Source organism: Flavobacterium flavipigmentatum, from assembly GCF_020911905.1.
Lineage (GTDB): Bacteria > Bacteroidota > Bacteroidia > Flavobacteriales > Flavobacteriaceae > Flavobacterium > Flavobacterium flavipigmentatum.
In genome coordinates this window covers 585,411-599,883 of sequence record NZ_CP087133.1, presented here as the reverse complement: position 1 = coordinate 599,883, position 14,473 = coordinate 585,411, and the positions used below count along the sequence as shown (strand labels likewise).

Annotated in this window: 9 protein-coding genes, 2 tRNA genes and 3 rRNA genes; 10 read left to right on the top strand and 4 right to left on the bottom strand. The window is 38.3% G+C overall.

Going from position 1 to position 14,473, the window contains the following annotated elements:
• Nucleotides 1-89: 89 nt before the first annotated feature.
• The 3 genes from LNP22_RS02940 (at nucleotide 90) to LNP22_RS02930 (ending at nucleotide 3,431) form a co-directional block, all read left to right on the top strand.
• Nucleotides 90-1,013, top strand: coding sequence for a PstS family phosphate ABC transporter substrate-binding protein (locus LNP22_RS02940; RefSeq protein WP_229975262.1), 924 nt, complete (start codon nucleotides 90-92; stop codon nucleotides 1,011-1,013).
• Nucleotides 1,014-1,029: 16 nt separating this feature from the next.
• On the top strand, nucleotides 1,030-2,697 hold the full coding sequence (locus LNP22_RS02935; protein ID WP_229975261.1) for a tetratricopeptide repeat protein: 1,668 nt from the start codon (nucleotides 1,030-1,032) through the stop codon (nucleotides 2,695-2,697).
• Between the two features lie 101 nt (nucleotides 2,698-2,798).
• Nucleotides 2,799-3,431, top strand: a complete 633-nt coding sequence (locus LNP22_RS02930) for a 7-carboxy-7-deazaguanine synthase QueE (protein ID WP_210668071.1) — start codon at nucleotides 2,799-2,801, stop codon at nucleotides 3,429-3,431.
• A 67-nt stretch (nucleotides 3,432-3,498) separates the two neighbouring features.
• On the opposite strand, the gene LNP22_RS02925 is transcribed toward LNP22_RS02930, so the two are convergent.
• Both LNP22_RS02925 and LNP22_RS02920 read right to left on the bottom strand, forming a co-directional pair.
• Nucleotides 3,499-4,044 carry a YfiT family bacillithiol transferase gene (locus LNP22_RS02925; protein ID WP_229975260.1) on the bottom strand — a complete coding sequence of 182 codons (546 nt, stop codon included), beginning with the start codon at nucleotides 4,042-4,044 and terminating at the stop codon, nucleotides 3,499-3,501.
• Between the two features lie 19 nt (nucleotides 4,045-4,063).
• Complete coding sequence (locus tag LNP22_RS02920) at nucleotides 4,064-4,771, bottom strand: class I SAM-dependent methyltransferase (RefSeq protein ID WP_229975259.1); 708 nt, start codon at nucleotides 4,769-4,771, stop codon at nucleotides 4,064-4,066.
• 74 nt (nucleotides 4,772-4,845) lie between these two features.
• On the opposite strand from LNP22_RS02920, the gene LNP22_RS02915 reads away from it, so the two are divergent.
• The 7 genes from LNP22_RS02915 (at nucleotide 4,846) to rrf (ending at nucleotide 12,983) form a co-directional block, all read left to right on the top strand.
• Nucleotides 4,846-5,340 (top strand): YkgJ family cysteine cluster protein, encoded by a 495-nt coding sequence (locus LNP22_RS02915; RefSeq protein WP_210668077.1) that lies wholly within the window; start codon nucleotides 4,846-4,848, stop codon nucleotides 5,338-5,340.
• Nucleotides 5,341-5,459: 119 nt separating this feature from the next.
• Nucleotides 5,460-6,695 carry an ABC transporter permease gene (locus tag LNP22_RS02910; protein WP_229975258.1) on the top strand — a complete coding sequence of 412 codons (1,236 nt, stop codon included), beginning with the start codon at nucleotides 5,460-5,462 and terminating at the stop codon, nucleotides 6,693-6,695.
• A gap of 1,032 nt (nucleotides 6,696-7,727) precedes the next feature.
• A 16S ribosomal RNA gene (locus LNP22_RS02905) occupies nucleotides 7,728-9,241 on the top strand.
• Between the two features lie 122 nt (nucleotides 9,242-9,363).
• Nucleotides 9,364-9,437: transfer RNA gene (locus LNP22_RS02900), tRNA-Ile, on the top strand.
• Nucleotides 9,438-9,544: 107 nt separating this feature from the next.
• Nucleotides 9,545-9,618: transfer RNA gene (locus tag LNP22_RS02895), tRNA-Ala, on the top strand.
• A 198-nt stretch (nucleotides 9,619-9,816) separates the two neighbouring features.
• Nucleotides 9,817-12,699, top strand: a 23S ribosomal RNA gene (locus tag LNP22_RS02890).
• Nucleotides 12,700-12,873: 174 nt separating this feature from the next.
• Nucleotides 12,874-12,983 (top strand): 5S ribosomal RNA (gene rrf / locus LNP22_RS02885).
• Together the 16S, 23S and 5S rRNA genes with 2 tRNA genes alongside form the textbook arrangement of a ribosomal RNA operon.
• Before the next feature lie 124 nt (nucleotides 12,984-13,107).
• On the opposite strand, the gene LNP22_RS02880 is transcribed toward rrf, so the two are convergent.
• Together LNP22_RS02880 and LNP22_RS02875 are read right to left on the bottom strand one after the other, a co-directional pair.
• The gene (locus LNP22_RS02880; RefSeq protein WP_229976348.1) at nucleotides 13,108-14,061 is read right to left on the bottom strand and encodes an ISAon1 family transposase; all 954 of its coding nucleotides are present in this window, start codon (nucleotides 14,059-14,061) and stop codon (nucleotides 13,108-13,110) included.
• Between the two features lie 10 nt (nucleotides 14,062-14,071).
• Nucleotides 14,072-14,437, bottom strand: a complete 366-nt coding sequence (locus LNP22_RS02875; RefSeq protein WP_229975256.1) for an ISAon1 family transposase N-terminal region protein — start codon at nucleotides 14,435-14,437, stop codon at nucleotides 14,072-14,074.
• Between the last annotated feature and the right edge of the window lie 36 nt (nucleotides 14,438-14,473).

Below are 14,473 nucleotides of genomic sequence, written 5' to 3'. Positions count from 1 at the left end.
CCGATGTACAGATATGCTTTTGGTATTTTACTAATACTATATTCAGGAGTTCGTTTTTTGAGATTAATTAATTCTAACACAGAGTAATTATGTTGAGATATGGTAAGGTTTTTAGTTTGGTCGTTTTTGTCTTTTTGTTTGCCATGTGCAATCAAAAAAGCAAAAGTCAATCTGATAAGGAAACAATTTTAAAGGGAGTTTTAACTATTACAGTTGATGAGACTGTTAAACCTATTGTCGAAGATCAAATTGCTGTTTTTGAAGGAACTTATTATGATGCAAAAATTACGCTCCAGCCCAAGTCGGAAGCAGAAGTTATTAATGACTTGCTGAATGAAAAAGCAAAAGTGGTCGTTATGACAAGAAAATTAACTCCAGAAGAGATTGGTAAATTTGCAAAAACAAAAATAAACCCAAGAGTTACGCCTTTTGCAACAGATGCGATTGCATTTATTTCGAATAAAAGCAATAATGATACTTTAATTGCGTTGAAAACTGTAGTGGATTTTATGCAAGGTAAAGCCGATGCTAGAATTAAAGGATTGGTTTTTGATAATCCAAACTCAAGTACTGTGCGTTACATGAAAGATTTAGCTAACGTAAAAGAGATTCCGAAGACTGGTGTTTTCTCTTTCAAAACAAATGAAGAGGTGATTAAGTTTGTTGCAGAAAATGATGGCATGATTGGCGTTGTTGGTGTAAATTGGCTTTCGCAACCTTCTCCAAATATGTTAGATGTTGTGAAGAAAATCAATGTTTTGAGTGTGAAAGGATTAAAAGAGAATCAGTATTATAGCCCTTCGCAGAATGATATAGCAGAAATGAGGTATCCTTTGGCACGCGAATTGTATATTATAAATTGTCAAGGTTATTCTGGATTGGGAATGGGTTTTGCGTCATTCATATCGGGAGATATTGGACAAAGAATAGTTTTGAAATCGGGTTTGCTGCCAGTGAGAACTCCGGGTAGAAAACTTCAAATTAGAAAACAAATTATAAACGATAAAGAATAAATTAATTACAATAAAGATGAATAAATTTAAAATTTTTAGTATTGCTTTAATTGCTTCAGCTTCTGTTGCAAAAGCGCAAGATCTAAACCAGGCCAAAAAAGCAATTGATGCTGAACAATTCGAGAAAGCAAAATCATTGTTAAAATCAATCATCAAAGCAAAACCATCTGATGGTGAAGCAAATTTTGTTTTAGGAAATGTATATCTAAATCAATCTGTTATTGATTCTGCTAAAATTTATTACTTAAATGGATTAGAGGCATCTGACAAGAAAAATTTAAACTATATCGGTTTAGGTCAATTGGATCTTGATGGTAAAAATGCGGCTTCAGCTCAGGCTAATTTTGGATTGGCTACAAAAGATATGAAACGTAAAGATGTAAATGAATTCATTTATATTGGTAGAGCTTACATCAATTCTACAAACCCTGATTACACCAATGCTATTGCTAGTTTAAAACGCGCTTTGGCTATTGAGCCACAAAATGCTACAGCACTTTTGACAATCGGAGATGCTTATTACGGAGCAAACAATCAAAATGATGCTTACAAAGCATATCGTGATGCATTTACTGCAGATCCAACACTTTTGAGAGCAAAAATGCAATTGGGTGTTTTGCTAAAAGGGGCTAAATCTTATGATGAAGCGATAAAATCGTTTAATGAAGTAATTGCTATTGATGCGAATTACGGACCTGTTTACAGAGAATTGGCCGAGACTTATTACAAATGGGCAAGAAATAAACCTTCTACAAGACAAATAAATTATCAAAAAGCGATTTCTAATTACGAGAAATACTTAACTCTTACCGATTATTCAATAAATTCAAGAATGCGTCATGCTGATTTCTTAATTTTAGTTGAAGATTATAAAGCTTTGGAAGTTGAAGCGAACAAAATGATCGAATTAGACAAAGTTAATCCTAGAATTTACAGATATTTAGGATACTCTGCTTATGAGAACGGTAATATTGATGTAGCTATCAAATCTTTAGAAGATTATATCAAAGTTCCTACGAACAAAGTAATTGCTAAAGATTATTTGTATTTAGGATTTGCAAGAATTAAAAAAGGAACTGATGCAACTGGCGTTATAGAATCGACTGCTTTTGAGGCTGGTTTGAAAGACATCAAAAAAGCGGTAGAAATGGAGCCTCTTGCGGTTGAAGATCTTGGTGATTTTGGAAAAGAATTGTTTGGAAAAAAACAATACAGCCAAGCAGCTGCTATCTATGAGTTGTCTGCAAGTAATTTGGAATCTAAAAATTACCTGAATGATAACGTATATTATGGTATTTCACTTTATTACGCAAATGCTAATAAAGCTGCAGGTACACATGATGCTGCTGCTTTAGAAAAAGGTATTGCAGCATTTGACAAAGTTTTAGTTGCTTCTCCAACTTATGATGAGGCTTACTTGTACAAAGGCAGAATTTATAATTTGTTAAACAATGATGATTTAATTATTAAAAATTACGAAGAGTATATAACTAAAACTACTGCAAAAGGTGCAGAAGAATTGGCAAAACCAGCAACGGTTAAGAAAATTGTAGAAGCTTATAACAGTATCGGGGCTAGTTATGCGAATACCGATAAAACTAAAGCAATCGAATATTTTAATAAGTCTTTGGCTTTAGATCCTGGTAATACTTATGCTTCGCAATCTGTAAAAGCTTTAAAATAAAATAATCTTTTATCTTAAATATTAAACCGATAGTTCTTTGAGCTATCGGTTTTTTTATGTTCCGTATTTAATTGACTATCTTTGCACTTTAAAACAAAATAATGTTATCAAAAGAAATACAATTAGAAGTAAATAAAGGAGCTATGTTGCCTTTGATGGAAGAATTTTATACCATTCAGGGAGAAGGATTTCACACAGGTACTGCTGCTTACTTTATACGAATTGGAGGATGCGACGTGGGGTGTCATTGGTGTGATGTAAAAGAAAGTTGGAATGCAGAGCTACATCCGCCAACAGGAGTTGATTTAATTGTAAAAAATGCTTCTGCATATGCAGATACAGTTGTGATTACAGGAGGAGAACCACTTACTTGGGATATGACTCTGCTTACGCAGCAATTGAAAGACAAAAATTTAAAAGTACATATCGAAACCTCCGGTGCTTATCCGCTTACAGGAACCTGGGATTGGATTTGTCTTTCGCCTAAGAAAAATAAATTGCCAACTCAAACAGTATACGATAATGCCCATGAATTAAAAGTGATTATCTACAACAAACATGATTTTATTTTTGCAGAAGAACAAGCAGAATTGGTAAATGATAACGCTATTTTGTTTCTTCAGCCAGAATGGAGTAAAAAAGAAGAAATGACTCCTCTAATTGTAGAGTATGTCATGAATAATCCAAAATGGCGTGTTTCGCTTCAAACACATAAATATTTGAATATTCCTTAAATTATAAAAACTAAAAGCTCTTCATCTGAAGAGCTTTTAGTTTTTATAATTCGATCATTAATCATTGTTATTGCCAATTTTTATACTTTTTTAAAGTAGTAATATGAGCCAAATGATGGTTGCTGTGCCATGCATAAGTGCCGATAATCTGCTTTATTCTATATTCAGAATTATTCTCAGGATGAATAAAACGTTTTTCAAGATCATCTTCGGATAAATTTTTCATGATATAAGCCAATCTAAAATGAAGTCCTTCGAGTAAAGACAAAGTAGGCTTAATAGGCATTTGTAAACTGTCAGGCAATTGCGACCAAAGATTTTCGTCGTAAGCTTTTATTACAGGCTTGTTTTCTGTAAGCGCCCATTTTATTCTGATATAACAATTCATGTGGCTTTCGGCGCAGTGATGAATCACCTGGCGAATTGTCCATCCGTCAGGACGGTAAGGTGTATCAAGTTGTTCATTGGTTAAATGAATAGTTTCAATTTTCAATTTTTCTGGGAAGGAGGCAATTTCTTCGATTTTTTCAGAAATATATGATGCATTATATGTTGCAGGTTCTATAAATTTTCCAATCGGATATTTTAATTTTTCTAAATCGATATTTTCCATTGATCAAAATATTTTAAGTTTAAATCGAAAGTTTCGCTAAATAATCATAATGCTCACCTTCCAAAACAAGTTCGCATTGTAGTCCGTTAGCAATTGCAGCATTTTGCAAAGTATTATAATCTAAATACAACCAATCAAACGTTGTTTCTTTTTCTCCTTTATAGGAAATTGTAAATTCCAACTCGCCATAATATTCTTTTTCAGACGGAATCCATTTTCCGCCGTCCTCATCTTCATCAAACATGTAGATGATGTCAGAACTGTCTATTAAGATTTGACCACCGGGATTCAGTAAGGATTTTAATTTTGATAAATATTGATTGCAGTTTGCCAGTTTTCCGAAAATTCCGGTTCCATTCATAAGCAATAAGATGGTATCAAATTTCTGGCCTTCAAAATCTAAAATATTCTGAACTTTTGTGTTTTCCAGGCCGCGAAGTTTACAGGTTGCAATGGCTTTTTCAGAAATATCAATTGCCATAACATCTAAATTTCGGTCGTTTTGTAATGTTAAACTATGGCTTCCGGCGCCGCAACCCACATCTAACACTTTTCCAGAAGCCAATTGCAAAGCTTTTTGCTCTATTTTTGGCATTTCATTGTAAGAGCGAAATAAATACTGTACACTCATTTCGTCTTCTTCAGAAATTGAAGTTGCTGTAATAAGATCTTCGGGCGAATTATTAGTTTGAAAGTCAAGAATAGCTTTTCCAAAAAGGTCTTTCATTGTATTTTAGTTCAAAGTTTAAGGTTTCAAGTTCAAAGTTGTTTAATTTTGCAGTTCAACTTTAAAATCTAAACTTGAAACAAATTTTAAATGGCTTACAAAAGTTAGCCAAAGATAAGCATATCGAAAATAAAAAGTATTTTGATAAGCTGAAAAAGAAGCAACCTAAAAATTTAGATTATGTGATGCAGGATTTGCATGACGCCGAATTTAAAAAAACAGATTGTTTACAGTGTGCTAATTGTTGCAAAACAACTGGGCCTTTGTTTACTTTGGCAGATATAGAGAGAATCTCAAAATCTTTCAGACAAAAGCCACAACAGTTTATAGAGCAATATCTAAGAATTGACGAAGATAAAGATTATGTTTTGCAAAGTGTTCCTTGTACTTTTCTGGACCATGAAAATTATTGCATGATTTACGACGTGCGCCCAAAAGCATGCAGGGAATTTCCGCACACAGACCGCAAAAAGTTCAATCAGATTACAGACCTTACGTTAAAAAATGTGGCAATTTGTCCTGCGGCTTATAATATTGTCGAAGAAATGAAAAAGAAGCTTCCGCTATAAAAACTTTTTGAATACTTAAATATTTTGTAATTGTTTTTTTAGAACAAATCATTTTTACTTTTTTAAATGTACTTTTGACTTTAGCGAAAGCAATAAACCCATAAAAGACCTGATACAAATTGAATCTAGAATATTTCATAGCCAAAAGACTCATTACTGCAAAAGATTATAAAAGCAGTATTTCTGCACCGATTATAAAAATTGCTATTTCTGCAATTGCTATTGGTATTATTATGATGTTGGTTTCGGTAGCAACAGGAATAGGTTTGCAGCAAAAAATTCGTGAAAAAGTGGCTGCTTTCAATGGGCATATTATTATTTCGAATTACGATAATAATAATTCAGAGGTTACTTTGGTGCCTATTTCCAAAAAACAAGACTTTTATCCTAATTTTAAATCCCTTCCAGATGTAAAACACATTCAGGCAGTAGCCAGTAAAGCCGGAATCATTAGAACGGAGAATGCTTTTGAAGGAATCATTTTCAAAGGTGTTGGTGGCGATTACGACTGGAATAATATTAAAGAATATTTGGTTGATGGTAAATTGCCTGATTTTTCTAAAAATTTAAACGAAGATGTTATTATTTCAAAATTTCTTGCAGATCGACTTGGTCTGAAAGTAGGAGATAGTTTCAATACTTTTTTTATTAAAGAAGAACAAGGAAAAATGCCCAATAGCCGCCGATTTAAAATCACAGGTATTTTTAATTCCGGATTTCAAGATTTCGATGCTACTTATATATTAGGAGATATCCGTCATATTCAAAGAATCAATAAATGGAATCAGAACCAAGTGGGTGCTTTCGAAGTTTTTGTAAAAGACTTTGGCAATATAAGTCCTGCGGGAGATAAAATCTACAAAGAAACCTCTTCCAACCTTGACACCAAAACCATTATCGAAAAATACGGTTACATTTTCGATTGGTTGCAATTATTCGATTTCAATATTCTCGTTATTCTCGGGGTAATGATTTTAGTAGCCACAATCAATATGGTAGTAGCGTTGCTGGTGCTTATTCTCGAACGCACACAAATGATCGGAATTCTAAAAGCAATGGGTGCTAATAACTGGACTGTGCGCAAAATATTTCTATACAATGCTTTCTATCTTATCTTGCGAGGATTGTTTTGGGGCAACCTAATAGGGATTTCAATATTGCTTATCCAACAGCAATTCGGAATAGTATCTCTAAATCCAGAAAATTACTATGTCAACCAGGCACCGGTGTATTTAAACTGGGGCTATATTGTCCTGCTCAATTTGCTTACGGTCACAGTTTGTTTCTTGGTACTATTAATCCCTTCTTATATCATCACCAAGATTTCTCCTGTCAAAGCGATCCGCTTTGATTAATCGAGAGTAATAATAATAGAATTTCACTCCCACAACCCGACAGTTTTTTCTATCTGTCGGGTTTTTCATTTGTACCTATATATAATGTATTTTTTTTCAGGAGCTATTTCCTGCTATTCGTTTCAATCTTTTGTACCGAACCCCGGCACAAAAGGATTTCCACTTCTATCAGGGCTAGGGGTTGTTGTTTTCATAGGAAGAGATGTAGTTAATACGATATAAGGAGAAAGCATGATGCTATTATTAAAGTCTTATACTATATATGGTATACAAACGAAAAGATATCGCCTTTGCATTGACGATTAAAACGTTTTAAAATGTTTAAATGTGTTCTTAAGGAGAAAAAAAGTATTTTTTAGGTGTGTTTGCGAAGTTGTGATAAAAGGGGTTATATGGTTGTCAAGTCAATAAAAATGGTTGTTTGGGGTTGCGGTGTATTGTGAAGTCTTGAAAAGTAAAAAGATAATCCTTACAAAATCTAAAAACGCATAAAAGCTAAGTTTGGTGTTATCAGAAAGTTAAGAAAAAGTTTTAAGAAAGGATTAAAATATGTAACAAAAAGTCTTGTAAATGTAAATAAAGGTGTTACTTTTGCACCCGCAACAGCGATATACGTTCACTGAGATACTGACAAGTTAAGATAATCAATACGAAAAAATATTTTCAAAAAAAGATTGTAAAAAGCTTGTGAGATTTGAAAACAGATATTACATTTGCACCCCGCAAACAGGGCAAGTTCATTGATAGATTGGTAGGAATTAGGATTTAGATTTGGAGATAAAAATTTTCAAAAAAAAAATTTTAAAAAATTCTTGCTAATTAAAAAAGAAGTTGTAGTTTTGCACCCGCTTTGAGAAACAACGATAAGCGGAAAAGAATAAAGAAACACACGTTCGTAGACATATTGAATTGACAGCCGTTTTAACAGAGATGTTAAAACAAAAGAATAAGAGTAATGGAATCGAGAGATTCGAGAATAACCACTAGAGAAAACATCATTATAAATAGCTTAAGCAATTAAGCACACAATATACGATGAAGAGTTTGATCCTGGCTCAGGATGAACGCTAGCGGCAGGCTTAACACATGCAAGTCGAGGGGTATAGTTCTTCGGAACTAGAGACCGGCGCACGGGTGCGTAACGCGTATGCAATCTACCTTTTACAGAGGGATAGCCCAGAGAAATTTGGATTAATACCTCATAGTATTACGACTCGGCATCGAGATGTAATTAAAGTCACAACGGTAAAAGATGAGCATGCGTCCCATTAGCTAGTTGGTAAGGTAACGGCTTACCAAGGCTACGATGGGTAGGGGTCCTGAGAGGGAGATCCCCCACACTGGTACTGAGACACGGACCAGACTCCTACGGGAGGCAGCAGTGAGGAATATTGGACAATGGGCGCAAGCCTGATCCAGCCATGCCGCGTGCAGGATGACGGTCCTATGGATTGTAAACTGCTTTTATACGAGAAGAAACACTACTTCGTGAAGTAGCTTGACGGTATCGTAAGAATAAGGATCGGCTAACTCCGTGCCAGCAGCCGCGGTAATACGGAGGATCCAAGCGTTATCCGGAATCATTGGGTTTAAAGGGTCCGTAGGCGGTTTAGTAAGTCAGTGGTGAAAGCCCATCGCTCAACGGTGGAACGGCCATTGATACTGCTAAACTTGAATTATTAGGAAGTAACTAGAATATGTAGTGTAGCGGTGAAATGCTTAGAGATTACATGGAATACCAATTGCGAAGGCAGGTTACTACTAATGGATTGACGCTGATGGACGAAAGCGTGGGTAGCGAACAGGATTAGATACCCTGGTAGTCCACGCCGTAAACGATGGATACTAGCTGTTGGAAGCAATTTCAGTGGCTAAGCGAAAGTGATAAGTATCCCACCTGGGGAGTACGTTCGCAAGAATGAAACTCAAAGGAATTGACGGGGGCCCGCACAAGCGGTGGAGCATGTGGTTTAATTCGATGATACGCGAGGAACCTTACCAAGGCTTAAATGTAGTTTGACCGTTTTGGAAACAGAACTTTCGCAAGACAAATTACAAGGTGCTGCATGGTTGTCGTCAGCTCGTGCCGTGAGGTGTCAGGTTAAGTCCTATAACGAGCGCAACCCCTGTTGTTAGTTGCCAGCGAGTCATGTCGGGAACTCTAACAAGACTGCCAGTGCAAACTGTGAGGAAGGTGGGGATGACGTCAAATCATCACGGCCCTTACGCCTTGGGCTACACACGTGCTACAATGGCCGGTACAGAGAGCAGCCACTGGGCGACCAGGAGCGAATCTATAAAACCGGTCACAGTTCGGATCGGAGTCTGCAACTCGACTCCGTGAAGCTGGAATCGCTAGTAATCGGATATCAGCCATGATCCGGTGAATACGTTCCCGGGCCTTGTACACACCGCCCGTCAAGCCATGGAAGCTGGGGGTGCCTGAAGTCGGTGACCGCAAGGAGCTGCCTAGGGTAAAACTGGTAACTAGGGCTAAGTCGTAACAAGGTAGCCGTACCGGAAGGTGCGGCTGGAACACCTCCTTTCTAGAGCCTGAGTGTTAGCACTAGTGCACGCTTAGGAAAAAAGATGTGGATCTTTTGGATATGAATTTTAAAATTCGATTACTCTTGCTGTTAGTTCAAATAATAAATTTTAAGTAAAACAGAGTCTCGTAGCTCAGCTGGTTAGAGTACTACACTGATAATGTAGGGGTCGGCAGTTCGAGTCTGCCCGGGACTACTATTTAACTTAAAAAAAGGAAATTCTAGAAGTTGGAATTCACCAAAAGAAATTAGAGAAGAATTAGAAATCTAAAATCTGAATTCTACAATCTAAGATTGCAAAATGGGGGATTAGCTCAGCTGGCTAGAGCGCCTGCCTTGCACGCAGGAGGTCAACGGTTCGACTCCGTTATTCTCCACAAGAAGTACAAAGATAGTAGTACAAAGTATCAAGATTAGTCTTAATACTTAATACAAGAATCTTACATACTTATTAAAGTTCATTGACATATTGAGATAAGAAAATAATAAAAAGTAGAAAGCGTTTTTTATTATAAGTAGCAATACAAATAATAAAAGACAAAAAAAAACGGTCATAATTGATTTTATGATTGGTACAATAAGCAAAATAAGGGCGTATGGGGGATGCCTTGGCTCTCAGAGGCGATGAAGGGCGTGATAAGCTGCGAAAAGCTACGGGGATCGGCACACACGACTTGATCCGTAGATACCCGAATGGGGCAACCCACTATGTTGAAGACATAGTACACCGATAGGTGGGCAAACCCGCTGAACTGAAACATCTAAGTAGGCGGAGGAGAAGAAAACAAAAGTGATTCCGTAAGTAGTGGCGAGCGAACGCGGATTAGCCCAAACCAATGATGTTACGGCATTGTTGGGGTTGTAGGACCACGAGATTTTATGTACAAGGAACCGGAAGTTACTGGAAAGTGACACCATAGAGGGTGATAGTCCCGTATGGGTAACGAGTATAATAGATAGTGGTATCCTGAGTAGGGCGGGGCACGTGAAACCCTGTCTGAATTTGGCGGGACCATCCGCTAAGGCTAAATACTCCTGAGAGACCGATAGTGAACCAGTACCGTGAGGGAAAGGTGAAAAGAACCGTGAATAACGGAGTGAAATAGATCCTGAAACCATACGCTTACAAGCGGTCGGAGCCCTTTCGTGGGGTGACGGCGTGCCTTTTGCATAATGAGCCTACGAGTTAACGTTGCTGGCAAGGTTAAGTGGTTAAGCCACGGATCCGTAGCGAAAGCGAGTCTGAATAGGGCGCTTTAGTCAGTAGTGTTAGACGCGAAACCGTGTGATCTACCCATGGGCAGGATGAAGCTGTGGTAACACACAGTGGAGGTCCGAACCGGTTGACGTTGAAAAGTCTTCGGATGACCTGTGGGTAGGGGTGAAAGGCCAATCAAACTCGGAAATAGCTCGTACTCCCCGAAATGCATTTAGGTGCAGCGCTGAGCGTAAAATTATATAGAGGTAGAGCTACTGATTGGATGCGGGGGCTTCACCGCCTACCAATTCCTGACAAACTCCGAATGCTATATAATGTTTCTCAGCAGTGAGGGCTTGGGTGCTAAGGTCCAAGTCCGAGAGGGAAAGAACCCAGACCATCAGCTAAGGTCCCCAAATATATACTAAGTTGAAAGAACGAGGTTTGTCTGCCCAGACAGCTAGGATGTTGGCTTGGAAGCAGCCATTCATTTAAAGAGTGCGTAACAGCTCACTAGTCGAGCGGACGAGCATGGATAATAATCGGGCATAAGTATATTACCGAAGCTATGGATTTAGAGTTTACTCTAAGTGGTAGGGGAGCATTCTAACAGGGTTGAAGGTGTATCGTAAGGTATGCTGGACTGGTTAGAAAAGAAAATGTAGGCATAAGTAACGATAATGCGGGCGAGAAACCCGCACACCGAAAAACTAAGGTTTCCACAGCTATGCTAATCAGCTGTGGGTTAGTCTGGTCCTAAGGCGAACCCGAAAGGGACAGTCGATGGCTAACGGGTTAATATTCCCGTACTACTAATTACTGTGATGGGGTGACGGAGTGATGAAAGCGCCGCGAACTGACGGAATAGTTCGTTGAAGTACCTACCTATAAGATCTGCAGGCAAATCCACAGATTTTGGGGAAATACGATAGTACTCGGCGTCTTCGGACAAAGAGATAGTGCGCCTAAGGGCTTCCAAGAAAAACCTCTAAACTTCAGGTAATTAGTACCAGTACCGTAAACCGACACAGGTAGTTGAGGAGAGAATCCTAAGGTGCTCGAGAGATTCATGGCTAAGGAATTAGGCAAAATAGACCTGTAACTTCGGGAGAAAGGTCGCCAGCGCAAGCTGGCCGCAGTGAAGAGGTCCAGGCGACTGTTTATCAAAAACACAGGGCTCTGCAAAATCGTAAGATGAAGTATAGGGCCTGACACCTGCCCGGTGCTGGAAGGTTAAGAGGAGATGTTATCTTCGGAGAAGCATTGAATTGAAGCCCCAGTAAACGGCGGCCGTAACTATAACGGTCCTAAGGTAGCGAAATTCCTTGTCGGGTAAGTTCCGACCTGCACGAATGGTGTAACGATCTGGACACTGTCTCAGCCATGAGCTCGGTGAAATTGTAGTAACGGTGAAGATGCCGTTTACCCGCAGTGGGACGAAAAGACCCTGTGCACCTTTACTATAGCTTAGTATTGACCTTGGATAAATGATGTGTAGGATAGGTTGGAGACTGTGAAGTGGCGTCGCTAGGCGTTGTGGAGTCATTGTTGAAATACAACCCTTTGTTTATCTGAGGCCTAACCCCGCGATTGCGGGGGACATTGCTTGGTGGGTAGTTTGACTGGGGTGGTCGCCTCCAAAAGAGTAACGGAGGCTTCTAAAGGTTCCCTCAGTACGCTTGGTAACCGTGCGTAGAGTGCAATGGCATAAGGGAGCTTGACTGAGAGACATACAGGTCGATCAGGTACGAAAGTAGAGCATAGTGATCCGGTGGTTCCGCATGGAAGGGCCATCGCTCAAAGGATAAAAGGTACGCCGGGGATAACAGGCTGATCTCCCCCAAGAGCTCATATCGACGGGGGGGTTTGGCACCTCGATGTCGGCTCGTCACATCCTGGGGCTGGAGAAGGTCCCAAGGGTTGGGCTGTTCGCCCATTAAAGTGGCACGCGAGCTGGGTTCAGAACGTCGTGAGACAGTTCGGTCTCTATCTACTGTGGGCGCAAGAAATTTGAGTGGATCTGATTCTAGTACGAGAGGACCGAATTGGACAAACCTCTAGTGTATCTGTTGTTCCGCCAGGAGCATCGCAGAGTAGCTACGTTTGGAAGGGATAAGCGCTGAAAGCATATAAGCGCGAAACCCACCACAAGATGAGATTTCTTTTAAGGATCGTGGGAGATGACCACGTTGATAGGCTATAGATGTAAAGGCAGTAATGTCATAGTCGAGTAGTACTAATAATCCGTAAGCTTATGTACACCCTTTTCCCGAGCCGCAAGGCTCGGGGAGAAACTTTCTAAATCAATACTTTTTTCTTTATCTCAGTATGTTAAGATATTTGCTCGACGCAGAGCAGTCTTAAAGACGAAAGTCAAAATTCTTAAAGTGAAATACTTTAGACTTTATGACCTTAGACTTTAGACTAACAACCTTAAGGTGGTTATTGCGGCGGGGCTCACCTCTTCCCATCCCGAACAGAGTAGTTAAGCCCGCCTGCGCAGATGGTACTGCAGTTATGTGGGAGAGTATGTCGTCGCCTTTCTTTTTAAAACCCCTGTTTCAATCGAAACAGGGGTTTTTTGTTTATAAAAAAATCTCCAAATTTAATAAATAAATAGGATCAAGACGAAAACGGATCAAGACGAAAACCTGTGGAGTGATAAAAATTATGCATAAATAGTAGTGAGTCTAAAAAGGAAGTATTCTACATTTCTAACACCTCTGAATTTTGATCTGAATGCTTTTATTTTAGCATTGAATGATTCTGCAGAAGCATTAGTACTTCTGTTGTCAAAATAGTTCAATATCGTTTGATAATGATTCATAATGGTACGAGAGATTGTACCGAAAGACTTAAACCCGGATTGATTTACTTTTTCATGCCATTTGGCCAATTTTGCAAAACCAATGATTTTGTCTTTTGTATTCTCGAAGATACCACGAAGCTCTTGAGTTAGATTGTATCCTTTTTGAATATCGGGATACAATTCAAATAATAGTACAGCACGTTCTGCTTGGTTTGGAGTCCATTTCGTTTTGGTTTTGTACAAGAAATAGCGGCTTCTGGCTAGTAATTGTTTAAGGGTATCTCCATTTGAGAGTGTTTTAGACTCGAAATTTACTTTTGACTTTTTGGCTTTTTCAATAGCATCATTCTCTAGATCGATGGCTTCCCAGCGATATTTAATCCTGATTTCCTGTAGCGCTTCTGTAGCTAGTTTTTGAACATGAAAACGATCAGTAACACGAGTTGCATTAGCAAAACATTTGCGGGCAATTAATCCCATATTACCTGCCATATCCAAAGTGATTTCCTTCACTAGGTTTCTTTCCTTGAGAGGAATTTTTTCAATAATTGAAATTACATTCTCTGCTTTTGTACCAGCAACCATGTCCACTATAGTACCTTTTCTGCCTTTACCTGATTTATTGGTGACTATCGTATAAAGCTCGCCATTAGAAAGAGAAGTTTCGTCTATAGATAAACGTTTTCCAATGTTCTTGGGGAAAAGGAGCCATTTTTTAGCATGTGCTTTTTGATCCCAAGCTTTAAAATCACTTAGAAAATCTTTATATTGAGTTTGCAGGTTTCTACCAGAAACTCCGTAGAAAGAGGCAATGGTATTACAATCATTTGGACTGGAATCTATTAATCTCTTTTAAAAAAGACGCAAACTCCTGGGTGACACGAGTTCCGTCTGCTACTAAATTCCAATCTCTAAAAACCACTTTTCCAGTATCTTCATTAAGCCATCTTCTGCGAGTAATATGAAGATATACTTGATGTCCTCGAATAGGAAAATCCTGAACCGTTATCTCTTCAAAGAATCCTTTTGAGCTCAATTTTGATTCTCTATACTCTTTAGGTATTGAATTAATCTTTTTTAAATACAGATGTAATGTTTCCTCTTCTTTTTTATAAGAAGTAAGTTCAAAGTAGTCTATTAGTATCTCTGGTAATAACAACTTAAGGATGTCGATAAAAGAATCTTGCATTAGGGGAAATTTTAAAATACAAATATCTAGATTTTA

What these genes read in the sequence shown, in the direction of transcription:
- LNP22_RS02940 (WP_229975262.1), top strand. Translation starts at nt 90, where the DNA reads ATGTTGAGATATGGTAAGGTTTTTAGTTTGGTCGTTTTTGTCTTTTTG.
- LNP22_RS02875 (WP_229975256.1), bottom strand. Translation starts at nt 14,437, where the DNA reads ATGCAAGATTCTTTTATCGACATCCTTAAGTTGTTATTACCAGAGATA.
- LNP22_RS02935 (WP_229975261.1), top strand. Translation starts at nt 1,030, where the DNA reads ATGAATAAATTTAAAATTTTTAGTATTGCTTTAATTGCTTCAGCTTCT.
- LNP22_RS02920 (WP_229975259.1), bottom strand. Translation starts at nt 4,771, where the DNA reads ATGAAAGACCTTTTTGGAAAAGCTATTCTTGACTTTCAAACTAATAAT.
- LNP22_RS02925 (WP_229975260.1), bottom strand. Translation starts at nt 4,044, where the DNA reads ATGGAAAATATCGATTTAGAAAAATTAAAATATCCGATTGGAAAATTT.
- LNP22_RS02930 (WP_210668071.1), top strand. Translation starts at nt 2,799, where the DNA reads ATGTTATCAAAAGAAATACAATTAGAAGTAAATAAAGGAGCTATGTTG.